22 protein-coding genes are annotated in these 23,877 nt (G+C 69.3%); 8 read left to right on the forward strand and 14 right to left on the reverse strand.

Annotated features, from left to right (window positions below; genetic code table 11):
- The first annotated feature begins 314 nt into the window (after positions 1 to 314).
- The 4 genes from ACIG5F_RS09645 to ACIG5F_RS09660 all read left to right on the forward strand — a co-directional run bounded on the left by ACIG5F_RS09645 (position 315) and on the right by ACIG5F_RS09660 (position 5,268).
- Positions 315 to 2,075: a polymorphic toxin-type HINT domain-containing protein gene (locus ACIG5F_RS09645; protein WP_396517045.1), complete on the forward strand. Its 1,761-nt coding sequence runs from the start codon at positions 315 to 317 to the stop codon at positions 2,073 to 2,075.
- A 72-nt stretch (positions 2,076 to 2,147) separates the two neighbouring features.
- Positions 2,148 to 2,678 carry a hypothetical protein gene (locus tag ACIG5F_RS09650; protein ID WP_396517046.1) on the forward strand — a complete coding sequence of 177 codons (531 nt, stop codon included), beginning with the start codon at positions 2,148 to 2,150 and terminating at the stop codon, positions 2,676 to 2,678.
- 187 nt (positions 2,679 to 2,865) lie between these two features.
- Positions 2,866 to 4,260: a tetratricopeptide repeat protein gene (locus ACIG5F_RS09655; protein ID WP_396517047.1), complete on the forward strand. Its 1,395-nt coding sequence runs from the start codon at positions 2,866 to 2,868 to the stop codon at positions 4,258 to 4,260.
- Positions 4,261 to 5,268: a tetratricopeptide repeat protein gene (locus ACIG5F_RS09660; RefSeq protein WP_396517048.1), complete on the forward strand. Its 1,008-nt coding sequence runs from the start codon at positions 4,261 to 4,263 to the stop codon at positions 5,266 to 5,268.
- Here ACIG5F_RS09660 and ACIG5F_RS09665 read toward each other — a convergent pair.
- The 8 genes from ACIG5F_RS09665 to hpnC are packed head-to-tail and all read right to left on the reverse strand — an operon-like array spanning position 5,234 to position 13,355.
- On the reverse strand, positions 5,234 to 5,899 hold the full coding sequence (locus ACIG5F_RS09665) for an NAD(P)-dependent oxidoreductase (protein ID WP_396517049.1): 666 nt from the start codon (positions 5,897 to 5,899) through the stop codon (positions 5,234 to 5,236). The genes ACIG5F_RS09660 and ACIG5F_RS09665 overlap by 35 nt on opposite strands.
- 2 nt (positions 5,900 to 5,901) lie before the next feature.
- On the reverse strand, positions 5,902 to 6,912 hold the full coding sequence (gene hpnH, locus ACIG5F_RS09670; protein ID WP_396517050.1) for an adenosyl-hopene transferase HpnH: 1,011 nt from the start codon (positions 6,910 to 6,912) through the stop codon (positions 5,902 to 5,904).
- The gene (locus ACIG5F_RS09675; protein ID WP_396517051.1) at positions 6,909 to 7,445 is read right to left on the reverse strand and encodes a hypothetical protein; all 537 of its coding nucleotides are present in this window, start codon (positions 7,443 to 7,445) and stop codon (positions 6,909 to 6,911) included. The genes hpnH and ACIG5F_RS09675 overlap by 4 nt, the downstream gene beginning before the upstream one ends.
- A complete protein-coding gene (gene shc, locus ACIG5F_RS09680; RefSeq protein ID WP_396517052.1) occupies positions 7,438 to 9,276 on the reverse strand; it encodes a squalene--hopene cyclase in 1,839 nt (612 codons plus the stop codon). The genes ACIG5F_RS09675 and shc overlap by 8 nt, the downstream gene beginning before the upstream one ends.
- Positions 9,273 to 10,280 (reverse strand): polyprenyl synthetase family protein, encoded by a 1,008-nt coding sequence (locus ACIG5F_RS09685; RefSeq protein WP_396517053.1) that lies wholly within the window; start codon positions 10,278 to 10,280, stop codon positions 9,273 to 9,275. The genes shc and ACIG5F_RS09685 overlap by 4 nt, the downstream gene beginning before the upstream one ends.
- Positions 10,277 to 11,602 (reverse strand): hydroxysqualene dehydroxylase HpnE, encoded by a 1,326-nt coding sequence (gene hpnE / locus ACIG5F_RS09690; protein WP_396517054.1) that lies wholly within the window; start codon positions 11,600 to 11,602, stop codon positions 10,277 to 10,279. The genes ACIG5F_RS09685 and hpnE overlap by 4 nt, the downstream gene beginning before the upstream one ends.
- A complete protein-coding gene (gene hpnD, locus ACIG5F_RS09695; RefSeq protein ID WP_396517352.1) occupies positions 11,599 to 12,456 on the reverse strand; it encodes a presqualene diphosphate synthase HpnD in 858 nt (285 codons plus the stop codon). Before hpnD ends, hpnE begins: the two co-directional genes overlap by 4 nt.
- An 11-nt stretch (positions 12,457 to 12,467) precedes the next feature.
- A complete protein-coding gene (hpnC, locus tag ACIG5F_RS09700) occupies positions 12,468 to 13,355 on the reverse strand; it encodes a squalene synthase HpnC (RefSeq protein WP_396517055.1) in 888 nt (295 codons plus the stop codon).
- Positions 13,356 to 13,668: 313 nt separating this feature from the next.
- Between hpnC and ACIG5F_RS09705 the strand changes: the two genes are divergently transcribed.
- The gene (locus ACIG5F_RS09705; RefSeq protein WP_396517056.1) at positions 13,669 to 14,778 is read left to right on the forward strand and encodes a serine hydrolase domain-containing protein; all 1,110 of its coding nucleotides are present in this window, start codon (positions 13,669 to 13,671) and stop codon (positions 14,776 to 14,778) included.
- A 34-nt stretch (positions 14,779 to 14,812) separates the two neighbouring features.
- Positions 14,813 to 16,024, forward strand: coding sequence for an MFS transporter (locus ACIG5F_RS09710; protein ID WP_396517057.1), 1,212 nt, complete (start codon positions 14,813 to 14,815; stop codon positions 16,022 to 16,024).
- Positions 16,025 to 16,181: 157 nt separating this feature from the next.
- Here ACIG5F_RS09710 and ACIG5F_RS09715 read toward each other — a convergent pair whose 3' ends face one another.
- Positions 16,182 to 16,619: an NUDIX hydrolase gene (locus tag ACIG5F_RS09715; protein ID WP_396517058.1), complete on the reverse strand. Its 438-nt coding sequence runs from the start codon at positions 16,617 to 16,619 to the stop codon at positions 16,182 to 16,184.
- A gap of 74 nt (positions 16,620 to 16,693) precedes the next feature.
- Here ACIG5F_RS09715 and ACIG5F_RS09720 point away from each other — a divergent pair, with 74 nt between their 5' ends.
- The gene (locus ACIG5F_RS09720) at positions 16,694 to 17,476 is read left to right on the forward strand and encodes a GntR family transcriptional regulator (protein ID WP_396517059.1); all 783 of its coding nucleotides are present in this window, start codon (positions 16,694 to 16,696) and stop codon (positions 17,474 to 17,476) included.
- Between the two features lie 107 nt (positions 17,477 to 17,583).
- On the opposite strand, the gene pcp is transcribed toward ACIG5F_RS09720, so the two are convergent.
- The 3 genes from pcp to ACIG5F_RS09735 are packed head-to-tail and all read right to left on the reverse strand — an operon-like array spanning position 17,584 to position 19,869.
- Positions 17,584 to 18,216 (reverse strand): pyroglutamyl-peptidase I, encoded by a 633-nt coding sequence (gene pcp / locus ACIG5F_RS09725; RefSeq protein ID WP_396517060.1) that lies wholly within the window; start codon positions 18,214 to 18,216, stop codon positions 17,584 to 17,586.
- A 4-nt stretch (positions 18,217 to 18,220) separates the two neighbouring features.
- Positions 18,221 to 19,186 carry a DUF979 domain-containing protein gene (locus ACIG5F_RS09730; RefSeq protein WP_396517061.1) on the reverse strand — a complete coding sequence of 322 codons (966 nt, stop codon included), beginning with the start codon at positions 19,184 to 19,186 and terminating at the stop codon, positions 18,221 to 18,223.
- Positions 19,183 to 19,869: a DUF969 domain-containing protein gene (locus tag ACIG5F_RS09735; protein WP_396517062.1), complete on the reverse strand. Its 687-nt coding sequence runs from the start codon at positions 19,867 to 19,869 to the stop codon at positions 19,183 to 19,185. The genes ACIG5F_RS09730 and ACIG5F_RS09735 overlap by 4 nt, the downstream gene beginning before the upstream one ends.
- Positions 19,870 to 20,232: 363 nt before the next feature.
- On the opposite strand from ACIG5F_RS09735, the gene ACIG5F_RS09740 reads away from it, so the two are divergent.
- A complete protein-coding gene (locus ACIG5F_RS09740) occupies positions 20,233 to 21,045 on the forward strand; it encodes a serine protease (protein WP_396517064.1) in 813 nt (270 codons plus the stop codon).
- Between the two features lie 56 nt (positions 21,046 to 21,101).
- Here ACIG5F_RS09740 and ACIG5F_RS09745 read toward each other — a convergent pair whose 3' ends face one another.
- Both ACIG5F_RS09745 and araD read right to left on the reverse strand, forming a co-directional pair.
- Positions 21,102 to 22,088: a LacI family DNA-binding transcriptional regulator gene (locus ACIG5F_RS09745; protein WP_396517065.1), complete on the reverse strand. Its 987-nt coding sequence runs from the start codon at positions 22,086 to 22,088 to the stop codon at positions 21,102 to 21,104.
- Positions 22,089 to 22,132: 44 nt separating this feature from the next.
- The gene (gene araD / locus ACIG5F_RS09750) at positions 22,133 to 23,863 is read right to left on the reverse strand and encodes an L-arabinonate dehydratase (RefSeq protein WP_396517354.1); all 1,731 of its coding nucleotides are present in this window, start codon (positions 23,861 to 23,863) and stop codon (positions 22,133 to 22,135) included.
- Between the last annotated feature and the right edge of the window lie 14 nt (positions 23,864 to 23,877).

Genomic DNA, 23,877 nt, shown 5'->3' on the forward strand with positions numbered 1-23,877 from the left:
GGTGGACACGCCGTTGATCCGGAGACTGCGTGCGGCGGTTGTGGCGGTGCCGGGGATGTGACGTTGCGGTTGCATCTGGCGGAGCAGTTGCTGGCGGAGGGGGCGGCGGAGCAGGCGGCGACGGCGTCGCAGCATGAGCCGACATCGCAGGCGGCCAGGGACGTGTTGGGGCGGGCGTTGGGGACGCCGGGGGCGCGGAGTGAGGCCCGGCCGACGGAAACCCGACCGGCGGCCGGTTCTCCACTGGTGTCCGCTACTACGACTTCAACGGCCAGAAGGTCGCTGAGCGGGGTTCGGTGTCGGGGCTTTCGTTCATGCTCACCGATCACCAGGGCACCGCGTACGCGTCGGTCAACGCTGACAACCTGGGCGTCACCCAGCGTCGTCAGGATCCTTTCGGCAACGCCCGTGGGCCTGCCTCCCTGTGGCCCGACTCCCATGGCTTCGTCGGCGGTCCCCAGGACACCAGCGGTCTGACCCAGCTGGGCGCTCGTGGCTACGACTCCACCACCGGTCGCTTCACCCAGGCCGATCCTGTTGTGGACACCGGTGATCCGCAGCAGATGAACGGCTATTCCTACGCCAGCGGGTCGCCCATCAGCTCCTCTGATCCATCGGGCATGTTGCTGAACTGCCCCAACGCCACGCTGCACTCCAATTGCGGCACGAACGGCCCTGGTGTGCCCGGGCACGGCAACGAGCCGTATCCGCCTCCTGCGTCGCCCACCCAGGGCCAGGGTGGCGGTGCCAGCACCGCTCCCGCTCCGGCTCCGCCTGCTCGGTCCAGTTGCAGTTGGTGGCAGGTCTTCTGTCAGATCGAACAGCATGAGACGGCCTTCATCGCTGCGGTGACTGTGGTCGCTGTCGCTCTGACCATCACCTGTGCGATCCTCACGTTCGGCACGTGTCTGGTTCCTGTCGCTGCCGCGGCTGCTGAGGGGGCGGTGTGGGGCGCCAGCGGCATGGTCATCTCGGCCGCCATCGCCGCCGGCGCCGAGACCATCGGCGCCTTGGCCGTCGCCGGTGCCGCCGGTGTCGCCGCTTCTGAGATAGCCGAGACAACCGCCGGCGAATCCAGTTCCGTCGACGGCATAACCGCAGAAACCAGTACCACCGCCGGTCGTGGTTCTCCCGCCGTCAAGCCCCCGGCAGGCGAAACCGTCCGTGATGTCGACGCAGAGTCCGCCCCCGCTTCCGGTTCTTCGCGGTCGGTGAGCTGTAACAGTTTCGCCGCCGGCACTGCGGTCCTGATGGCCGATGGCTCGTCAAAGCCGATCCAGGACGTCCATGTCGGGGACCAGATCACCAACAAGGACCCCGACACGGGCCAGGTCCAGACCCACGCCGTCGTGGCCACGCACATCACCGACGACGACCACGACTTCGTCGATCTCACCGTTCAGACTTCGTTGGGCACCAGCACAATCACAGTCACCGCGCACCACCTGTTCTGGGATGCAACCACGCATTCATGGACAGAAGCGGATAACTTGAAACCTGAAGACCGGCTAGATGCCCCAGATGGTGAGCGCGTCGCAGTCGCGGGGGTGCGTTCGTTCGCAGGTTCGATGCGTACGTACAATCTGACCGTCGATGAGGTTCATACATATTTTGCGCTCAAGGGGGAAGCTGGGGTTCTGGTTCACAACTGTGGCACCGAGCCGCTTGAAAACAATGCCCCTATGTTTAAGCAGAAACTTGAAGTGCAGTCGGCAAAGGATCGGGGTGTTTCGCCTGCGACATTGCCGGATGGCGCCGGGCGCGCGGCGCTTGAAGAAGGGGTTGGAGGTGCTAGTGATTTCAAGTGGGCGGTCACTATGGATGGCGAACTGAAGGTGATGCCCGCGCACGCGGACGGAAATGGATGGCCTAGTATTGAGCTGGCTCATACCGTGCTGGCTGGTGTTGGAAATCGCGTCCGCGCGGCTGGGTCTGGAGAGCTTGTTGATGGTTTTCCGGTAATTTTAACTAGGCAGACCGGTCACTTCTTGGCGAGCGAGGCACACATGGATATTGCTGCGGATGCGTTCGGTCGAGCCGGCATTGACTTTATGGTTATGCCGTGGAGTCCGTAGAGAGGGATGGCGATGTCAAGCTCCGGTCCAATCTCGATCAGCGATGCCGTGGGAGTCGATTCCGTGGCCGGGATGAGCTCGCTTCTCGATCGAAGCGATATTTCAGATCTTCCCGCTGATGGTTGGATGGTTATGGTGGCTACCTGTAATGCAGGTATGATTGGAGCCGAATCTGGCGAGTTTGACGCGGATGAGTGGGCTGATCTTCTCGTTCGCGTGCTCGATAAGGCCGAGGCTGTTTGCGGTCTTACTCAAGGTGATGTTTTGTGGCGGAGAATGATGGCATGTGCGGCTGCGCTGAACTACTTCGGTGTTCGTGAAGGTAGCCCTGCTCGAGATCCGGAGAAGGCATTTCTGTGGCTGTTGTCTGAACTTGAGGGGTCGCGAGAGGGGTTTATGCGTAAATGTGAAGATTTGCTGCTAGTACGACTTGACCCCTCTTCTGTGGAGGAAATTTACTATGCAGCGAAGTGGCGTTCGAGTGTTGTGAGTGCCCTGAAGTCTCTGTGTGACATTGCGCGATATATGGGTGATTCTGCACTGAAGAGTGATGCGCTTGAATGGTGTGCAATGGCAACCAAAATTCCTGCATTGGAAGGTTGATGAAATGTGTTATTGGTGACCGTGATCCACCGGCTTGGGAATAAGTTGACGGGTTAGGTGTCTGGGAAGTTGTTGTATGTGTGGGAGGTGGAGGGGAATTTGGGGTTTGTGTCGTGATTGGGGCAACCCTGTGCGGTGGGCGGCGGGATAGACTGGCGGGACCTGGTTGTAGGGGAGGGCCCGAGTGGTGGACACGCCGTTGATCCGGAGTCTGCGTGCGGCGGTAGCGGCGGTGCCGGGGGATGTGACGTTGAGGCTGCACCTGGCGGAGCAGCTGCTGGTGGTGGGGGATGCGGAAGGGGCGGCTGAGCAGGCGGCGACGGCGTTGCAGCATGAGCCGGGGTCTCAGGCGGCCAGGGACGTGTTGGGGAGGGCGTTGGGGACGCCGGGGGAGCCGGTGGCGCGGGGGGAGGCGCAAGGGCAGGCCCAGCCGGTAGGAGCCGAACCAGCGGAAGTCCGTTCGGAGGAGATCAAGCCGGCGGAAGCCTTGTCGGTGGGAATCGAGCCGGTGGAAACCCGGGCGGACGAAGCTGAACCGATGGAGGCCCAGCGGTGGTCCGAATCCGGGGCGGAGCAAGAGACCCAGCGGCAAGAGGACCGGCAGCGGGAATCCGGAGCGGAGGAGCCGCCGGCCGAGCCCGAGGGGGAGCGGCTGGAGCCGGTGGCGGTGTTTGACTGGGCCGCTGCGGAGGAGGATCTGGGGTTCCTCGATGTCGAGGAGGGTCGGATCACGTTGAAGGACGTGGGCGGCCTGAAGGCGGTGAAGGAGCGGCTGGAGGCGGCCTTCCTGGCGCCGATGAGGAATCCGGAGTTGCGGCGGCTGTATGGGAAGAGTCTGCGGGGTGGGCTGATGCTGTACGGGCCGCCGGGGTGTGGGAAGACGTTCGTGGCCAGGGCGGTGGCGGGGGAGCTGGGGGCGAAGTTCATCTCGGTGACGTTGTCGGATGTGCTGAACATGTACATCGGGCAGTCGGAGCGGAACCTGCACGAGATGTTCGAGACGGCCAGGAGGAACGCGCCCTGTGTGTTGTTCCTGGACGAGATCGACGCGTTGGGGCAGAAGAGGAGCCAGCTGAGGTCCTCGGCGATGCGGGGCACGGTGAACCAGCTGCTGGTGGAGCTGGACGACGTGAAGGACAGCAACGACGGGGTCTTCGTGCTGGCGGCGACGAATCACCCCTGGGACGTGGACTCGGCGTTGAAGCGGCCGGGGAGGTTCGACCGCACGCTGCTGGTGCTGCCGCCGGATCAGGAGGCGAGGCAGGCGATCCTGGCCTACCACCTGAAGGACCGGCCCGCGCAGGGAGTGGACGTGGGCAAGCTGGCGAAGCGCACGGACGGCTATTCGGGGGCGGATCTGGCCCACGCGTGTGAGGCGGCGGCGGAGAAGGCGCTGCTGGACTCGGTCCGCCAGGGCCAGACCCGGATGATCGGCCAGCAGGACCTGGAGGCGGCGCTGAAGGAGATCCGGCCTTCGACGGTGCCCTGGTTCGCGGCGGCGCGGAACGTGGCGATGTTCGCGAACGAGGGCGGGGCGTACGACGAGCTGCTCGCCTACCTGAAGAAGCACCGGCTGGCCTGAATGGACAACATCGCCCGGGCCCGCACGCTGATCGACCTGGGCCGTCACGAGCAGGCCAAGGCGGAGCTGGCCAAGGCCCTGGCGGACGACCCGGGGTCGACGGAGGCATGGTGCCTGCTGGCCCAGTGTGAGCAGAAAGTGGGCGACATCGCGGCCATGCGGTACGCGGCGGGCCAGGCGCTGGCGTCCAATCCGGACAGTGAATGGGCGCACCGGCTGCAATCGCTGGCGCTGCACAAGCTCGGCCGCCACATGGACGCAGTCGACACGGCGAGGGAGGCGGTCCGGCTGGCCCCGCACCAGTGGCAGCAGTACGTGGTCCTGGTGACGGCGATGATCCCGAGGCTGGACCTGTACCGGGCCGAGGCGGTCGAGGCGGCGGACCGGGCGGTGGAACTGGCCCCGCAGCACGCGGAAACGCACCTGACCCGTGGCGTTCTGGCCGGGGCACAGGGCAATCTCCCCGACGCCGAGCGGAACTACCGGGAGGCCCTGAAACTCGACCCGGAGAACGCCGCCGCCCGCAACAACCTGGCGACGATCCAGTTACGTGGCAACGATCTGGAGGCCGCCACTGCCGGCTTCGCCGCGGCGCTGGCCGAGAACCCACGGCTCCAGGTGGCCCGCGACAACATCGACCTGGTCTGCCGGCGCGTGCTGCGCGGCGCGCGGCTGGCGGCCCAGACGGTCTTCGTCGGCGCCGCCTTCGTCACCCTCAGCTCCGAGGGCGGCCCCGCGTTCCCCGCCACCGTGGCGGCCCTACTGGTGGTCTTCTGGCTCGTCATGGTCCTGCGCCTGGTCCGCCGCCTGGCCAAACCGGTCCGCGCCCACCTGCGCAGCGAACTCCGCCACGATCGCCGCTATATCCCCATCATGCTGTCCATCGCCGTCTACATCGGAGCGTCGCTGGCGGCCGCCTGGATGCCGGTCCAGCTGGTGACCAGCGGCATCCTGGCGACCGTCGTCTACATGATCAGCGATCGGATGAAGCGCCCGAAGGCGGCGTGAGGCCGGCCACGCCGAGGCAGGCGAAGGGAAACGCGGCCTGTTCGGCCTCGTCCAGCACGGCGACGGCGAAGTCGGGGAGGGTGACGCGGCTGTCGGCGGGCCTGCCGTCGAGGCGGTCCAGGCCGAGTCGGTAGGAGCCGCCGCGCCCGCCGGGCCAGATGCCGCCGGGCGGCGGGCAGAGGTAGGTCCAGCGGACGTCGGACACGGAGCGGAGATAGGTCAGGGCGTCACGCTGCCCGGCGATCTCGGGGCGGGCGTGCTCGGGAATGCGGGGCTCGTCGGCGAATTGGGCGCCGGATTCCTGAAGCAGGGCGCCGAATCCGCCGACCACGAGCAGACGGCCCGACCCGGTCGACCGAAGGGCCTCGACGAGTGAGCAGGCGGCCCGCGCGTAGTAGCCGGCGTCGTCCAGGGTGGCGGCGTGGCCGATGGCGCTGACGACGACATCGGAGTCGGCGACGGCGGCGGCGATGTCCTTGGGGCTGAAGACATCGCCGCGAACGACGGGGGTCCCCCGGTCGAAGGTCGACGGGTCCCGCACCACGGCGGTGACCGCGTGACCCCGACCGAGGGCCTCCTCGACCACGCCCGCGCCGATGCGCCCGGACGCGCCGATGACCGCTAAGCGCACGGTCAGCGGCCGACGGCGGCGCGCAGGGACTGCTTGAGGGAGCCGAGGGTGGCGAGCACGGCGGTGGGCTCGTAGCCGCAGTGGGCCATGCAGTTGGCGCAGCGCGGGTCCTTGCCCCGGCCGTAGGCGTCCCAGTCGGTCTCGTCGATGAGCTCCCGGTAGGTCTTGGCGTAGCCGTCGGACATCAGGTAGCACGGCTTCTGCCAGCCCAGCAGGGAATAGGACGGAATGCCCCACGCGGTGCAGGAGAAGTCGACCTTGCCCTCCAGGAAGTCCAGGAACAGCGGGGAGTGGTTGAGGCGCCAGCGCTTGCGCCGGCCGTCGGCGAAGGCCTTGCGGAACAGTTCCCGGGTCTCCTGCACGCCGAGGAAGTGCTCCTGGTCGGGCGCCTTCTCGTAGGCGTACGCCGGCGAGATCATCATCTCGCTGACCTTGAGGTCGTCGTTGAGGTAGTCGAGCACCTCGATGACGGTCTGGGGTGTGTCGGTGTTGAAGAACGTGGTGTTGGTGGTGACGCGGAAGCCCCGCTTCTTGAGCTCGCGCACGGCCTCCACTGCCTCGTCGAACACGCCGTCCTTGGCCACCGACAGGTCGTGCCGCTCCTTGAGCCCGTCGATGTGCACGGCGAAGGCGAAGTATTTGGAGGGCTTGAAGTCGAACTTGTCGATGCGCTTGCGCAGCAGCACGGCGTTGGTGCACAGGAACACGTACTTCTTGCGCCGGACCAGCTCGTTGACGATCTCGTCGATCTGCGGGTGCATCAGGGGCTCACCGCCGGCGATGGAGACCATCGGGGCGCCGCACTCCTCGATGGCGTTGACGGCCCGTTCGACCGGCATGCGCTGGCGCAGCAGGTCGTGCGGCTGCTGGATCTTGCCGCAGCCCGCGCACTTGAGGTTGCAGGCGAACAGCGGCTCCAGCTCCACGATGAGCGGGAACTTCTCGCGCCGGCGCAGCTTCTGCCCGAGCAGGTAGCCGGCGATCCGCAGGCTTTGGTGCAACGGCATGTTCACTGGTGGACCTCTTTCGCGTTCGACTCCGCCCAGTGCCGCAGCACCGGGCCGATAGCGGCGAGGCGGCGCAGCGCCGCGATGCCGCCGCCGAGGGTCGCCGGACCCAGCAAAGGCCGGGACGGCGTGTCGACGATCGCCCGCACCACGGCGTGCGGTCGGTCGCCGGCGAGGGCGAGCAGGGCGGCGGACTCCATGTCCACGGCCAGCGCCCCGGTACGGGTGGCCAGCTCCGCGCGTTCGGCGGGGCCGACGAGGTGGTCGCTGTCGGCGATCGCACCGTGGTGCACGACAAAACCGTTGCCACGCAAGGACAACGCCAGGTCCTGGTCGTCCACGACGAGATCGCCGGGATGCAACCCGTCGACGAGGGCCCCGGCCACGCCGGCGACGACCAGCGCGGCGCCGGCCGGCAGCGCGAGCCGGGACGGGCGCCGAACGCCCATCCCGACCGCGGTGACCGGCACGCCCGGCAGCCCGCGCCGCAGCGCGAACCGCTCGATCCGCAGCGCGGTGGCGACGACCAGGTCAGCCATCGAGATACCGGCCCAGCGCGGTCAACGGGAAAACCAGCCGGTACAGGTGGTAGTTGATGTAGAAGTCGCCGGGGAAGCCGGTGCCGGTGAACTGCGGCTCGTCCCAGGTGCCGTCGTCCCGCTGGGTGGCGACGAGCCACCGCACGCCCCGATCGGTCGTGGCCCCGCGCTCGCCGGCGGCCAGCAGGGCCAGCAGCGCCCACGCGGTCTGCGACGCGGTCGAGTCGCCCCGGCCGACCCACGATTTGTCCCGATAGGACCGAAGGTCCTCGCCCCAGCCGCCGTCGGCGTTCTGGTGCCGCTCCAACCACTTCACCGCGCGACGGATCGCCGGATGCACGGTCGGCAGCCCGGCGGCGATCAGCGCCGGCACCACGGCCCCGGTGCCGTAGATGTGGTTCGCGCCCCACCGGCCGAACCACGAGCCGTCGGCCTCCTGGTTGTCCAGCAACCACTTGACGCCCCGCTGCGCCGGCTGCATGCCGGCCAGCCCCTCGTGGGCCAGCATCTCCACGACATGCGCGGTGACGTCGGCCGACGGCGGGTCGATCACCGCACCGAAGTCGCAGAACGGCAGTTTCTCGGGCAGCCGCCGGGTGTTGTCGGCGTCGAACGCGCCCCAGCCGCCGTCCCGGGACTGCATGCCGATGGTCCACTCCACCGCCCGCTGCACCGCGGGCTCGTCGGCCGGCAGCATTCGCCGCAGCGCCAACACGATCTCGGCGGTGTCGTCGACATCGGGGTAGTTGTCGTTCTCGAACTCGAACGCCCACCCGCCCGGCGGCAGCGACGGCCGCCGCACGGCCCAGTCGCCGCGCACGGTGACTTCCTCGTCCAGCAGCCAGTTCCCGGCGCCCTTGAGCACGGGGTCGTCCGGCGGCACACCGGCGTCCAGCAGCGCGGTGGCGGCCAATGCCGTGTCCCACACCGGAGACTGGCACGCCTCCAGCCGGCGGGTCCCGTTCTCCTTGATGGTGAAGGAATCCAGGCCGTCGAAGGCCTTCTTGAGCACGGGATGGTCCAGCGGATAGCCCTGCAGGTGCAGGGCCAGGATGGAGTACACCCACGGCGGTTGGATCCCGCCCCACCCGCCGTCGGCCTCCTGCCGGGCCAGGATCCATTTCAGCGCCTTGCGAATGGAGTAGGCCCGCAGCGGTTTCACCGGCAGCTTGGCGTGCAGGTGCAGGACCTTGTCCAGCCGCTGGAAAAAACCGGCCCAGCTCAGCGGCGGCGCGAACGGCTCGGCCGGCTTTCCGGTCCGCAGCTCGGAAACGCTGATCCCCAGCGGCCGCACCGGCCGCATCGAGCCGACGATGGTCAGCGGCACCACGGTCTGCCGCGCCCAGCAGCCCCAGTCGTAGATGTTGAGCGGGAACCACTTGGGCAGCAGGATCATCTCCGGCGGCAGCACCGGCAGCCGGTCCCAGGACCACTCGCCGAACAGGGCCAGCCAGATCCGGGTGAACACCCTGGTCTTCTCGATGCCGCCGTGGTCCAGCACCCACTGCCGGGCCCGGACCATGTGGTCGGCGTCGGCCGGATCGCCGGCCAGCTTCAACGCGGTGTACGCCTCGACGGTGGTGGACAGCTCGCCGGGGCCGCCGTAGAAGGTGGCCCAGGTACCGTCTTCCCTTTGCTGGGAACGGATCCACGCCGCGGTCTCGGCGGTGCCGACCGGCTCCCGGATGCCGAGGAACTGCCGCATCAGCAGGTCCTCGGCGTCCATGGTGACGTTGGTTTCCAGCTCGCCCTTCCACCAGCCGTCGCTGTCCTGCAACGACACCAGGTGGTCGATGGCTTTCTGCTTGGCTAGAACGACATCCGAGCTCACCGATCGCGCTCCGTCACGAAGTGCGTTATCTGCCACAGAGCCTCCCGAACATCCTCAGGCGCGCCCACGGCGTCCAGACACTCGCCGGCGGCGGCCACCTGCCGGTCGGCCTCGGCCTCGGCCCAGGCCAGGCCGCCGGCCTGCTCGATGAGCCGGGCGAACTCGGGCAGTTCCCCGTCGTCGGGCACACCCTCGACGAGGTACCGCGCCGCGAGCTCGTCACCGGCCGCGGTGCCGGACGTCAGCGCGGCGACGACCGGCAGGGACTTCTTGCGCACCTTGAGATCCGCGAGCACCGCCTTGCCGGTCACCTCCGGCGCGCCGCAGATCCCGAGCAGGTCGTCCACCAGCTGGAAGGCCAGCCCGAGGTGCATGCCGAAGCGCGCCAACAGGTCCACCCGCTCGGGCGAGGCGCCGGCCAGGATGGCCCCGATGGACGCGGCGCAGCGCATCAGCGCGCTGGTCTTGCCGTTGGCCATGTCGACGCACTCGTGCAGGGTCACGTCGCGACGGCGCTCGAACTCCAGGTCCTTGCTCTGCCCGGCGATCAGGTCCTGCACGGCCAGCGTGACGGCGTCGGTGGCGGCCGGCGACGCGGCCGGCTGGAGCACCTCGACGGCCAGCGTGAGCAGGGCGTCGCCGGCCAGGATCGCCGCCGGCACGCCGAACAGCTTCCACGCCGTCGGCCGGTGCCGCCGCTCGACGTCGCCGTCCATGACATCGTCGTGCAGCAAGGAGAAGTCGTGCACGAACTGCACCGCGACCGCGCCGGGCACGCCCTGCTCGACGGTGCCGCCGGCCGCCTGGGCGGACAGCAGCGCCAGCGCGGGGCGCAGCGCCTTGCCGCCGCCCTGGGAGGTCGGGTTGCCGGCGGCGTCGATCCAGCCCAGGTGGTAGCTCACCACGTTGCGGATGGACGGGTTGAGGGTGTCGACCGCGCGCCGCATCGCCGGCTGGACGAGATCGGCCGCGGTGGTGACCGGGCGGGGCAGCGTGGCGGTCACCTCGCCACCTCGCTCACGGTGGCGGAAAGCTGCTCCGACAACAACATTGCCGCGTTCTGTCCGCTGCGCACGGCGCCCTCCATGGTGTCTGGCCACCCCGTCGCGGTCCACGCGCCCGCCAGCACCAGACCGGGCGTGCCGGTCCGTTGCGCCGCGCGGCGTCGACCACTGCCCGGCTGCTGCCGGAAGGTGGCCGCCCGCTCCTTGGTGACGAAAAAATCGGTGGGTACCTGCCCGGCGGACCCGGGCAGCACCCGGGCGATCTCCGGCAGGAACAGCTCCCGCAACCGCGGCACGGGCAGGTCGATCCACTCGCTCGCCGCCGACACCGACACGGCCAGGTACTGGCCCCGCGTCAGCCCCGACACCGAGGTCCGGTCGAACGCCCACTGCACCGGCGAGCCGACCACCGCGAAGAACGGCAGCTCGGTCACGCGCCGCGGGAAGATCACGTGCACGTTGAAGATGGGGGAGTGGCCGAGCTCGTCGGTGACGATGTCGGGCGCCAGCTTCGCGGCGGCGTCGGCCGGGGTGGCCACCACCACGGCGTCGGCGGCCAGGGTGTCCTCGCCGGTGACGACCTCGAAACCGTTGTCACGGCGGCGAATCTCCTTGACCGCGGCGTGCAGGCGGACCTGGGCGCCGCGGGCCCGCAGATAGGCAAGGGCCGGCTCGCCGTGCAGCTCGGACAGCGGCACGGCCGGCACGCCGATGTCGCAGTTCTCGTTGCGGTCGAGCAGCCCGGTCCGGAACACCTTGGCCGCCAAGGCCAGCGAGGCCTCGTCGGCGTCGCAGTTCAGCGCGGCCACGGTGATCAGGTTCCACAGCGCGGCGATGGTGGCGGCGTTCTGTCCGTGCGCGCGCAACCAGTCGCCCAGGCTCTGCTCGTCCAGCCGGGGATCGTCGGGGTCGAGCCTGCGCAGCGCCGGCACCGCCCGCGCGGCCCGGACCCGGTCCGCGAGCGAGAGCAGCTTGTACGTGGCCAGCGAGCCGAACAGGTGCAGGGGCGCCGGCAATGCCGTGCGGGACAGGGAACCCAGCGTGCCGTCGGCCCCCTGCACCGGGATGCGCATCCGCGGCTGCATCTCGATGTGGTGAGCAACACCCAGTTTGCGCAGGAAATCCAGGTAAGCGGTGTAGCAGCGCAGCAGCACGTGCTGCCCGTTGTCGACGACGAGATCGCCGCGGGAGAAGGAGAACGTGACGCCGCCGAGCCGGGCTCGGGCCTCGACCAGGGTGAGGTCCAGGCCGCGGTCGGCCAGTTCGCAGGCGGCGGTGAGGCCGGCCAGGCCGCCGCCCACGACGACCACCTGCGCGGTCATGGCCGCGACCCGGCCAGCGATCGCGCGGCCACCAGGACTTTCTCCCAGTCGGGCAACGAGGTCCGGGAACTGCGCACCAGCCACGGCCGGGTCATCATGCGGGCCAGCAGCCGGTGGTAGATGCCGGCCATGGCGGCGCAGCAGGCCCGGCTGCGGCCGTCCAGCCGGGGCAGCAGCCGCAGCCCGACGCCGTACCACTCCTCGGCCCGCGCGCCCTGGTACTCCAGCAGCGCGGTCAGCGCGTCCTCGTCGTCGGCCAGGTTGCCGTCCGCGTCGAGGTCGAGCGTGCAGCCGAAGCGGCGCAGATCCTCGGCCGGCAGGTAGATCCGGCCGTTGCGGCGGTCCTCCAGCACGTCCCGCAGGATGTTGGTCAGTTGCAGGGCGACGCCGAGCGCGTCGGCCAGCTGGGCGTCGCGGGCCTGGTCGGGGCTGCCGAACACGGCCAGCGACAACCGTCCGATCGAGCCGGCCACGCAACGGCAGTAGTGCCGAAGGTCCTCGAAGTTCTCGTACGTCGTGCCGAGCACGTCGGCCCGGCAGCCGTCGATCAGCTCGTCGAAGGCGCCCAGCGGCAGGCCGAACCGCAGCGTGGCGTCGTTGAGGGCGACGGCGACCGGATCGTCCTTGCGGTCGGCGAGGCTGTGCAGCCTCTCACGAACCTCGTCCAGGCCGGTCAGGCGCTGTTCGGCCGGGGCGTCGCCGTCGCCGATGTCGTCCACGATGCGGGCGAAGGCGTAGACGGCCGACAGCGCGCGGCGCTTGAGCGGGGGCAACAGCCTGATGCCGTAAGAGAAATTCTTGGCCTGCTCGCCGGTGACGCGCTCGCAGTGGTCGTAGGCGGCCTCGATCGTCAGCGGTAGTCCGGTCACCGGCCACCGCCGAGCGATCGCGCGAGTTCGGCGATCGTGCGGGATTTACGTGGTCGTGGTGTGGTTGTCAGCACGTCGAAACGCGCGTTGACGATGGCCGCGGCGGTGGCCCGCCCGCCGGCGACGTAGCCGGCGACGGCCAGCCGGGCCAGTCCGCGCAGCGTGCCGACGATGGCGGCGCCCTGGTCCAGCAGCCGCAGGGTGCGCTGGGTCTCGAACGCGATCAGCGCCCGCACCTCCCGATTCGCCTTGCTGGCGGCCAGATCCTGTTCCTTGACGCCGAACCGCTCAAGGTCCTCGGCTGGCAGGTAGATCCGCCCGTCGCCGAGGTCCTCGGCCACATCCTGGAGGTGCTCCAGCACCTGGAGGGCCGAGCACACCTGGTCGGACAGGGCCGCGCGTTCCGGTGACATCGCGTCGAACACGTGCAACACCAGGTGTCCGACCGGATTGGCGGACAGCTCGCAGTAGCCCAGCAGGTCGTCGAACGTGCGGTACCGCTTGACTTCCTGGTCGCGGCGGTTGGCCTGCACCAAACGGTCGAAAGGGGTGCGCGGGATGCCGCACTCGTGCACGGTGACGGTCAGCTCCGCCCATAGTCGGTCGGTGGCCACATAGCCGGCGTAGATCCGGTCGATGTCGCGTTCGACCTTGTCCAGCAGGGCGTTGCGGTCGCCGGGGGCCTCGTCGCCGATGTCGTCGACCAGGCGGGCGAAGGCGTAGACCGACAGCAGCCGGCGCCGGATCCGCGGTGGCAGCAGCATGCTGGCGACGGTGAAGTTCTCGCTGCCGGCCCGTCGGTGCAGCGCCGCGACGTCGGCGGCCGGGGTGGGTAGCGGGGGCAGGGGTGTAGTCCAACTCGGCCGGGCAGGCGTGTCGACCACGGGGTCCTCCGGTGGTGCTTGCGGAGTAGCAGTGTCGAGCGCCGGTCGTGGTGCGCCGATCCCGGTGCCCCGGTGGGCCCGCCGACGGCCGGTGTCCCCATACGGTGATCCACTGGGGAGATCTTCGCAACCTGAATCAACACCATGAGACCTTTTCGGGCCATCGCCGGGCCCGGGGCGGATCGGCGGTTGAGATCCGACCAACCGGTCGGTATGTTCTTGCGTCGGCAACAGCCGTATCCGATCGAACGAGGATGTGGTTGACGTGGCGGCCTTCGGCGTCGATGGCACCTGCGACCCGGCATTCGCTCCCGTGCGAGACGTTCTGGCAGCTCAGCTGGCCGACGGCCGGCAGCTCGGCGCGGCCGTCGCGGTGCGCGTGGGTGATCGGGAAGTCGTCGACGTGTGGGGTGGCCACGCCGATCCCGATCGAGCCAGACCATGGTCGGGCGACACCATCGTCAACGTCTGGTCCACCACCAAAGGCGTGGTGGCGCTGGCGTTCCACATGCTGGTCGACCGCGGCCGACTCGACCTCGACGCGCCCGTCCGTAAGTACTGGCCGGAGTTCACGAACGACGCGGTGCTGGTCCGACACCTCGTCTCACACCGTGCCGGGCTGGCCGCGTTCCGTGAGCCGACCACGGCCGAGGAGCTGGCCGACTGGAACTTGATGATCACTCGGCTGGCGGACACCCAGCCGTGGTGGCCGCCCGGAACCGCGTCCGGCTACCACGCGCTCACCTACGGTTTCCTTGTCGGCGAACTGATCCATCGGGTCACCGGGTCGTCGGTGGGGGAATTCCTGGACCGTGAGGCGGCCGGCCCGACCGGGGCCGACTTCCGGATCGGACTGTCCCCGGCGGACAACCACCGCGTCGCCACCCTCGTGCAGCCGCCGCCCCCGGACCCCGCGGCCTTCCACGCGATGTTCGCGCAGCTCAATCCGGTTGCGTTGGCCGTGCTGACAAATCCGGTAGTGGGGCCCGACCAGGGCAACGCCGGCTACTGGCGGGCCGCGCAGATTCCCGCGGCCAACGGGCACGCCACGGCCCGCGCGGTCGCCACGCTGTACGGGGCGTTCGCCGGGGGCGGTGTCGCCGGCGGACAACGGCTGCTCGGGGCGGCGCAGGCGGAACGAGCCCGGGAAGGTCAAGGGGCGTGCGTCGATCTGGTCATCGGCGACGCCGGACTGGGTGGGCGTGCCTCGGAACTGGGGCTGGGCCTGTGGCTTTCCGGCAAGGACGGGCACTACGGGCCCAATCCGCGGGCCGTGGGGCACGACGGCTTCGGCGGCTCGTTCGGGCTGGCCGATCCCGAGGCCGGCCTGGCCGTCGGGCACGTGATGAACCTGATGGGCAACGTGATCGCCGACGACCCGCGCAAGATGGAGCTCATCGAGGCCGTCTACTCCTGCCTGTAGAAAAATCGCTCGACCGGCCTGACATGCTCGTTTGGTGTTCGCTGAGCTGTTGCGTCACCGCGATTTCCGGTGGCTGACGCTCGGGCGGGGGATCAGCTTCGTCGGCAACGCCATGGCGCCGGTCGCGCTGGCCTTCGCCGTCCTGGACCTGACCGGGTCGGTTTCCGACCTCGGTCTGGTGGTGGCCGCCCGCTCCCTGGCCAACGTGGCGCTGCTGCTGGCCGGCGGCGTGCTGGCCGACCGGCTGCCGCGGGCGCTGGTGTTGCAGGGTTCCAGCCTGGGCGCGGGAATATCCCAGGCGCTGGTGGCGCTGCTCGTGCTGACTGGAACGGCTTCGGTGCCGCTGCTGGCCGTGCTCGGCGTGGTCAACGGCGCGCTGTCGGCCGCGTTCCTGCCGGCGTCCAGCGCGCTGACACCGCAGACGGTGCCGGCAACTTTGTTGCGCACGGCCAACGCCGCGTCCCGGATGACGCGGAGCCTGGCGATGATCGCCGGCGGCTCGGTGGCCGGCGTGCTCGTCGCCGCGGTCGGGCCGGGCTGGGGCATCGCCGCCGACGCGCTGGGTTTTCTGCTGGCAGCGCTGTGTTTCATGCGCGTGCGTGTGCCCGATCCGGTCCGCGAGCCGTCGCACATGATGGCGGATCTGCGTGAGGGCTGGGTCGAGTTCACCGGTCGGACCTGGCTGTGGGTCGTCGTCGTGCAGTTCCTGTTCGTCAACGCCGTCAACGTGGGCGGGCTACAGGTGCTCGGGCCCGCGATCGCCGACCAGACGTTCGGCCGTACCGGCTGGGGTTTGGCGCTGGCCGCCGAGACCGTGGGGGCGCTGATCGGCGGTTTCGTCGCCGCCCGCTGGCAACCGCGGCATGCGCTGGGCGTCGGCGTCGCGCTGGTCGTCCTGGACGCCGGGCCCCTGGTCGGGCTGGCGGTCGCGCCCACCTTGGTGGTCATGGTGGTGACGTTGGCGTTGACCGGCTTCACCATGGAACAAGCCGGTATCGCGTGGGACATCTCGTTGCAACAACACATTCCGGCCGACCGGCTGGCCCGCGTCTACGCCTACGACGCCGTCGGCTCCTTCGTCGCCATCCCGCTGGGGCAGGTGGTCGCCGGCCCCGTCGCCGCCGCCATCGGCGCCCAGTCGACCCTCATCGCCGCCGCCCTCATCACCCTCCTGGCCACCGCCGCCGCCCTCTCCTTCCGCTCCGTCCGCACCCTCCGCTCCGAAACCCCCGTGAGTCATGCCTAGCCACCGAGCGCGACTCGCCGGGGTCGCCGTTCTGGCGCGGACCGTTCGCATTGGACAGTCTCGCTCCACGGGTTCAGCGGCTGTCGGCGACCGCGCGGCGCGGGCCCATGAGCCGCAACCGCGACCAGCTGCCAGAGGTTCTCTCGGAGGTCTCGTCTCAGGCTCGGTCTTCGCTGACGAGCGCGACGCCGTCGTGGGCCCGTGTCCGCGTTGTGTCGTCGAAGGCGTCCGTGACTCGTACGGCGTAGGCCGGTGCCATCACTTCCCGGACTTCGTCGACCGACATCCACCGGACTTCCCGCGCTTCGTCGGTGGTGGTGGTGTTGCCCGCTTCAGGTGTGCACCGGAAGACGAGCGCGACGATCCCGCGCGTGAGGTTCTTGTAGACACCGGTCAGTCGTTCGACACGGACCGACAACCCGGTCTCTTCGTGGACCTCGCGTCGTACGCCGTGCTCGAAGGTCTCGTCGAGTTCGAGCACCCCGCCCGGCGGTTCCCACCGGTTGTTGTCGCGGCGACGGATGACGAGGACCTTGCCTTCCTCATTGACGACGATCCCGGCGACGCTCACGGAATGGCGCGGTGTCTCGGTCATGCCTGCGCTTTCACTGATCCTCGGGCTGTGCGACACTAGCCCTACTCGTCTGGTCGTCTAAAGGAGTGTGGCATGTGCTGGGGCTCGGAACGGTAGACAGGTCGGATGGTCGGCCACCGTACCGTCAGATTGCCGGGCTCCTGCGCGAACAGATCGCACTCGGACGTCTCGCTCCCGGCGAGAAGTTGCCGTCGGAGGCGGAGCTCATCGCTCACTTCGGCGTTGCGCGGATGACCGTCCGGCAGGCCGTTCAAGAACTGCGTGGCGAGGGCTTGGTCGTCGCCGAACACGGCAAGGGTGTCTTTGTTCGTTCGGCCCCTCCGGTGCGCCGGTTGGCCTCGGATCGGTTCGCCCGCCGACACAGGGAGCAAGGGAAGTCGGCCTTCCTGGCCGAGGCGGAAGCATCTGGGCACACCGCGAGCGTGGATCAGATTCGTGTCACCAACGAGCCGGCCTCCGCTGAGATCGCGCGCCGGTTGCGTCTGTCCGATGACGACAGCAACGTAGTTGTGCGGTACCGGCGCTACTTGGCTGACGGACGACCGGTCGAGATCGCGACGTCCTACATTCCGGCGGCCATCGCGGCGGGCACCGGCATCGCGGAGGTCAACACCGGCCCGGGTGGGATCTATGCGCGGATCGAAGACGCCGGCCACCGGTTGGCGCACTTCACCGAGGAGATCTCGGCTCGGATGCCGACCCCCGACGAGCGTAGAGCATTGGAGATCGGCGCTGGAGTCCCGGTGATGACCTTGCTGCGTACGGCGTACGACACGAATGAGGTGCCGGTCGAGTTCTGTGACACGGTGAAGGTCGCGCACGCCTACCTGCTGGAGTACGACGTCCTCGCTCGGTAGCACGTACTTCTGCGTCCGCGAACACCTCGGACCTTGTGGACAAGGTCGGCGCTCGGGCCGCGGGCATGGCCGATCCGGCGAGCCCGGATCGGGAGTGACGCCCGACGTCAGTGCAGGGCGCCGCCGGTGACGTGGAGGTCGACGGAGGTCTCGACGCAGGCGCGGGTGAAGGCGGCGAGGCCGGCGGCGATGGCGGGCAAGGGGAGGGCGGGGCGGTCAGGGACGGCCATCTCGGTGCTGTACGGCACGTGCACGAAGCCGCCGCGCAGGGAGGGGCGTTCGGTGGCGATGAGGTGCATGAGGCCGTAGAACACGTGGTTGCAGACGAAGGTGCCGGCGGAGTGGGAGACGGCGGCGGGGAGGCCGGCGGCCTGCAGGGCGGTGACGCCGGCTTTGACGGGGAGGCGGGTGAAGTAGGCGGCGGGGCCGCCGTCGACGATGGGCTCGTCGACGGGGGACCGGCCGTTGTTGTCGGGGATGCGGGCGTCGTCGAGGTTGATGGCCACGCGCTCGGGGGTGATGGCCTCGTTGCCGCCGGCGAGGCCGACGGCGATCACGAGGTCGGGGTCGTGGAGCTCGACGGCCTGCCGTAAGACGGTGACGGAGGCGCCGAAGGCACACGGGAGCAGCTGCTTGACCAGGTCGACACCGGGCACGTCGACCAGCTGGACGGCATCCCACGAGGGGTTGGTGGCGTCCCCGGCGAACGGTTCGAACCCGGTCAGCAGCACTGTGGTCATGGCGTCAGAATCCCATCAGGTACATGATCGCGATGTTGCACACCAGCAGCGGCGCGGCGGTGGGCAGCTGGGCCTTGATCGGACCGTAGCGGTCCTTCATCTCCAGCAGCACCGCCGGCACGATGTTGAAGTTCGCCGCCATCGGTGTGCACAGCGTGCCACAGAAGCCGGCCAGCATGCCCACGGCGAACACGATGGCCGGGTTGCCGTGGAACTGCTGGACCAGCACGGGCCAGCCGACGGCGGCGGTCATCACGGGGAAGGCGGCGAAGGCGTTGCCCATGATGATCGTGAACAGCGCCATGCCCACGCAGTAGAGGATCACGGCGATCAGCAGCGAGCCCTTGGGCAGGATCGCGGACACGACGGAGCCCACGGCGGCGCCGACGCCGGCGTTGGCGAACAGCAGACCCAGCACCGCCAGCATCTGCGGCAGCACGGCGGCCCAGCCGATCGCCTGAAGCAGCCGGCTGCCCTCGGCGAGGGGAACGCCGGCCCGCAGGCCGCCGGCCGGGCGCAACAGCACCAGACCAACGGCGACGGCCAGCAGCGCGCCGACGCCGAGGCCGGTCAGCGTCGCGGTTCCGGTGGCCAGCAACGGCTTCCCGTTCACGGTGATCGAGGCGATCATCGTGGCGAAGATCAGCGCCACCAGCGGGATCATCAACGCCGGCACGAACAGCTTGCCGCGCAACATGCTCGCGGCGGTGATGCGGTCGGCCTGGCCGGTGGTGGCGATGGTCGTCCGGCCCAGGGCCCCGAAACCGGCAAGGCCGGCGATCACCAGCACGGCCAGCCCGAGCGGCCACGCCGGCGCGGTCTTGTCGACCACGAACGTGGAGTAGCAGAAGGAAAGTCCCAGCAGCGCCCAGAACGCCGCCCCGCCGTACTGCGCCTGGCGGTAGCTGAAGCTCGCGCCGACCACGAAGAACAGGCCGCACACCCAGTACAGCCACTCGGCGTCGATCATGCCGCCACCTCCTGCTCGATGGCGGTGCGGGCCAGGGTCCGGTCCAGCCACAGCAGCCGCGCGCCGTGGATCAGGTACGCGCAGACGGCGGTGGGGATGGCCCAGATCGCGATCTGGAGGGCGTCCAGCTTCAGGTGGTATGTGCTGTCCACGAAGCTGGTGATCAGCAGGATGGAGCCGATGGCCAGGAAGATGTCCTCACCGAAGAACAGGCCGACCGTGTCGGCGCTGGCCGAGTAGGCCTTGACCCGCTCGATCTGCCGGTCGGACAGCTCGCCGTGCCTGCGGATGGCCGCGGCCAGCGCCATCGGGGCGATCAGCGGCCGGACAGTCTGGGCCGGGCCGCACATGTCCTTGAGGCCCAGGGCCGCAGTGCCCTGGCGGATCAGCAGGTACGCGGCGAGCAGCCGGCCCGTGGTCAGGGCGCGCAGCTTGCCGATCAGGCGGGACGCCTGCTGGAGCAGGCCGTACCGTTCGAGCAGGCCGATCGCCGGCAGGGTGATCACGTAGATGGTGACCGAGCGGTTCGAGGCGAAGCCGGCGCCGAAGGTGTCCAGGATGGCGACCGGGTTCAGGCCGCCGAGCAGGGCCGTGACGATGCCGGAGACGGTGACGACCAGCATCGGGTTCAGCCGCAGCGCGAAGCCGATCACCACCAGGGCGACGCCGATGAGGACGACCATGTGACCTCCTTCACGGGATGGGGGTGCCTGGAAGGGTAGGTCTTGTTGAACAATCCTACAAGATGGCACTACGGAGGGTAGTTGGCGGCGGCAGGGCAGAGCGCCGGATGGCGGAGGTGGGGCGACAGCCGGACGCCGGCGGTGCGGGCGGACGTCGGAGGTGCGGGCCGGTCGGCCGGCAAATCGGCCGCACGTGAGTGGCTTACTTGCGTTCTGAAGCCACCTGAGCCACTCGCGTAGCTCGCTCGGGTGGGTGAAACGTCCGACTTTCGGCGGGTAGCGGGCCGCGTGGCGAGCGGGTCAACTGGTCCGACACTGTTACACCGTGTCACCTGACCCGGAGCCACGGAAGGATTCCCTGCCATGCGTAAGAGCGTCCTCGGCACCCTGCTCGGCGCACTGCTCGCGACAACCGCACTGACGGCCCCGGCGGCGACCGCCGCCCCCGCGGCGATCGACTTCTCCGGAACCGTGGCCCTGAACAACTGCTCGGGCTCCCTGGTGAAGCTGGGCAGCGCGCCGACATCGGGCCCGGCCCTCGTGCTCACCAACGGCCACTGCTACGAGGGCGGTTTCCTGAGCCCGGGCCAGGTCCTGGTGAACAAGGCCTCGACCCGGACCTTCACCCTGCTGAGCCCGACGGGCGCCAACAAGGCGACGCTGCGGGCCACCAAGGTCGCCTACGCGACGATGACCGACACGGACATCACCCTGTACCAGCTCAACACCACCTACGACGCGATCAGGACCAGCTACGGCATCAGCCCGCTGGAGATCTCCACCGTGCACCCGACCCAGGGCACGGCGATCAAGGTCGTCTCCGGCTACTGGAAGCGGATCTATAGCTGCGACATCGACGGCTTCGTCTACCGCCTCAAGGAAGGCGACTGGACCTGGAAGGACTCGATCCGCTACACGTCCACCTGCAACACCATCGGCGGCACCTCGGGCTCGCCGATCGAGGACCCCAGCGGCAAGCTGATCGGCATCAACAACACGGGCAACGAGAGCGGCGAGCGCTGCACCGTCGACAATCCGTGTGAGGTGGACGAGAACGGCAACGTCACCGTCCACGAGGGAACCAACTACGGCGAGGAGACCTACCTGCTGGCCGGCTGTTTGACCGGCAGCGCGGTGGACCTGACCAAGGCCGGGTGTGCCCTGCCCAAGCCGTAAAGCCTTAGACAGCAACGAGAAGGGGGCCGCCGGCGCGGCCCCTTTCTCGTGCGCGATCAGGCCGGCGGCGCGGTGGTGGCGCGCACGATGAGCTGGGTGTCCAGCTCGTCCTGGCGCACCTCGGCGTCCCGGTTGGCCAGCCGGTCCAGCAGCAGGTCGACCGCGAGCCGCCCGGCCGGCACGACCGGCATGGCCACGGTGGTCAGCGGCGGCTGGCACAGGGCGCCGAACATGAGGTCGTCGAACCCGGTCAGCGACACGTCGTCGGGCACCCGCACGCCGCGGTCCCGCAGCCGCGCCAGCACACCCAGCGCCATGATGTCGTTGTACGCCACGATGGCGGTGACGTTCTCGGCGATGGCCAGATCGGCCGCCTGCAAGCCGCCCTCGTAGCGCGGCGGGAACGGGCCCATGTCGACCAGGTCGACGTCGTGGCGCTGCACGGCGATGCGCAGACCCCGGCGACGCTCCTTGTTGGACCACGAGGTGCGAGGCCCGTTCAGGTAGGCGATCCGGTGATGTCCCAGCGCCACCAGGTGGTCGATCACCTGCCGCATGCCGGAGCCGGAGTTCATCAGCGCCGCCGGCACGCCCCGCATGCGCCGGTTGAGCAGCACCAGGGTGGTGGCGTCGGCCAGCTCCCGCACCTGCTGCTCGTCGATGCCGGGCGAGCACAGGATGACGCCGTCGACCTGCTTGGCCATGGCCCGCACCAGCTGCTCCTCGGCCGCCGGGTCCTCGTCGCTGTCGGCGACGAACACCGCGTGGCTGGCCATCCGGGCCTGGTTCTGCACGCCCTTGAGCACCCCGGTGAAGAACGGGTTGTTCAGGTCGGGCACCACGATGCCGATGTTGCCGGTCTTGCCGGTGATCAGGCCGCGGGCGGCCAGGTTGGGCTGGTAGCCCAGATCGGCGGCGACGGCCAGCACCCGTTCCCTGGTCGTGGCGCGGACCAGGTCGGGCGAGGTCAGCGCGCGCGACACCGTGGCGACCGACACCTGGGCCTGCCGCGCCACGTCGCGGATGGTCACCGCCACCGACATCCACCTGCCTTCCTGGAGCAACCGAACTGTACGGGATCTTCGAGTCAGGTCGCGTCAGGTTCGGGCGTGCGACCCGGCTCGGCGAGGAAGTCGAAGTCGCAGCCCTGGTCGGCCTGCGTGATGTGCCGGCTGAACAGGGCCCCGTAGCCGCGGGTGTATCGGGGCTGCGGCGGCGTCCAGGCCGCCCGGCGGCGGGCCAGTTCGGTCTCCTCGACATGCATGTGCAAAAGCCGTTTCGACACGTCCAAGGTGACCATGTCACCGTTGTGGAGCAATGCCAGCGGGCCGCCCGCGTGCGACTCCGGTGCAACATGCAATACGCAAGTGCCATAACTGGTGCCGCTCATTCGCGCGTCGGAAATCCGCACCAGATCACGGATCCCCTCGCGCAGCAGCTTTTTCGGGATGGGCAGCATTCCGTGCTCGGGCATGCCCGGCCCGCCCAGTGGACCGGCCCCGCGCAGCACCAGCACCGAGTCGGCGGTGACCGGCAGGTCCTCGTCGTCGATGCGGCGCTGGAGATCGGCGTAGCCGTCGAAGACGACGGCGGGACCGGTGTGGCACAACAGTTCCGGCCGTGCGGCGATCGGCTTGATGACTGCTCCGTCCGGCGCCAGGTTGCCGCGCAGCACGGCCAGCCCGCCGTCGGCGGCCAGGGGATTGTCCAGCGTCCGGATGACCTCGTCGTTGAAGACTTCCGCCCCGGCAAGGGTTTCGCCGAAAGTCTTGCCGGACGCGGTCGGACGGTCCAGGTGCAGTCGGTCGCGCAGCCGGCTCAGCAGCCCGCGCAGCCCGCCGGCGTAGTAGAAGTCCTCCATCAGGAACCGGCCGCTGGGCCGCAGGTCGGCCAGCACCGGCACGTCCCGCGAGGCCCGGTCGAAGTCGTCGGCGGTGATCTTCACCCCGCTGCGGTTGGCCATCGCGACCAGGTGGATGACCGCGTTGGTGGAGCCGCCCAACGCCAGCACGGTGGTGATCGCGTCCCGGTAGGCGCGCTCGTCCAGCAGCAGGGACGGCCGCAGGTCCTCCCGGACCATCTCGACGATCCGCAGGCCCGACGCGGCGGCCATCCGCTCGTGCCCGGAGTCGACGGCCGGGATCGACGCCGCGCCCGGCAGGGTCATGCCCAGCACCTCGGCCACCGAGGTCATCGTGGACGCGGTGCCCATGGTCATGCAGTGGCCGGGGGAGCGGGCCAGGCCCTCCTCCAACTCGCTCCACTGCCGGTCGTCGACCAGGCCGGCGCGCCGGTCGTCCCAGTACTTCCACATGTCGCTGCCGCTGCCCAGCACCTCGCCGCGCCAGTTGCCGCGCAGCATCGGCCCGGCCGGCACGAAGATCGCCGGCAGGTCCATGCTGGTCGCGCCCATCAGCAGGCCGGGGGTGGTCTTGTCGCAGCCGCCCATCAGCACCGCGCCGTCGACCGGGTAGGACCGCAGGATCTCCTCGGTCTCCATGGACAGCAGGTTCCGGTACAGCATCGCGGTCGGCTTCTGGAACGTCTCGCCGCCCATCGAGCCGGCCGGCAGCTCGACCGGGTAGCCCCCGGCCTGCCAGACGCCGCGCTTGACCGCGTCGGCCCGTTCCCGCAGGTGGCTGTGGCAGGGGTTGAGCTCGGTCCACGTGTTGACGATGGCGATGACCGGTTTGCCCAGGTGCTCGGGCCCGCCGATGCCCAGCTGGCGGGTCCGGGTGCGGTGGCTGAACGTCCGCAGGCCCTCGCCCGCGTACCACCGTTGACTGCGCAACATCGGCTGGCTCCTCCGCTCGCTCAGGGGCTGGACACCGC

The organism is Kutzneria sp. NPDC052558, from assembly GCF_044547355.1.
In the GTDB taxonomy this organism is placed as follows: domain Bacteria; phylum Actinomycetota; class Actinomycetes; order Mycobacteriales; family Pseudonocardiaceae; genus Kutzneria.

What these genes read in the sequence shown, in the direction of transcription:
- ACIG5F_RS09645 (WP_396517045.1), top strand. Translation starts at nt 315, where the DNA reads ATGCTCACCGATCACCAGGGCACCGCGTACGCGTCGGTCAACGCTGAC.
- ACIG5F_RS09650 (WP_396517046.1), top strand. Translation starts at nt 2,148, where the DNA reads ATGAGCTCGCTTCTCGATCGAAGCGATATTTCAGATCTTCCCGCTGAT.
- ACIG5F_RS09660 (WP_396517048.1), top strand. Translation starts at nt 4,261, where the DNA reads ATGGACAACATCGCCCGGGCCCGCACGCTGATCGACCTGGGCCGTCAC.
- ACIG5F_RS09675 (WP_396517051.1), bottom strand. Translation starts at nt 7,445, where the DNA reads ATGGCTGACCTGGTCGTCGCCACCGCGCTGCGGATCGAGCGGTTCGCG.
- hpnE (WP_396517054.1), bottom strand. Translation starts at nt 11,602, where the DNA reads ATGACCGCGCAGGTGGTCGTCGTGGGCGGCGGCCTGGCCGGCCTCACC.
- ACIG5F_RS09715 (WP_396517058.1), bottom strand. Translation starts at nt 16,619, where the DNA reads ATGACCGAGACACCGCGCCATTCCGTGAGCGTCGCCGGGATCGTCGTC.
- pcp (WP_396517060.1), bottom strand. Translation starts at nt 18,216, where the DNA reads ATGACCACAGTGCTGCTGACCGGGTTCGAACCGTTCGCCGGGGACGCC.
- ACIG5F_RS09730 (WP_396517061.1), bottom strand. Translation starts at nt 19,186, where the DNA reads ATGATCGACGCCGAGTGGCTGTACTGGGTGTGCGGCCTGTTCTTCGTG.
- ACIG5F_RS09735 (WP_396517062.1), bottom strand. Translation starts at nt 19,869, where the DNA reads ATGGTCGTCCTCATCGGCGTCGCCCTGGTGGTGATCGGCTTCGCGCTG.
- ACIG5F_RS09740 (WP_396517064.1), top strand. Translation starts at nt 20,233, where the DNA reads ATGCGTAAGAGCGTCCTCGGCACCCTGCTCGGCGCACTGCTCGCGACA.
- ACIG5F_RS09745 (WP_396517065.1), bottom strand. Translation starts at nt 22,088, where the DNA reads ATGTCGGTGGCGGTGACCATCCGCGACGTGGCGCGGCAGGCCCAGGTG.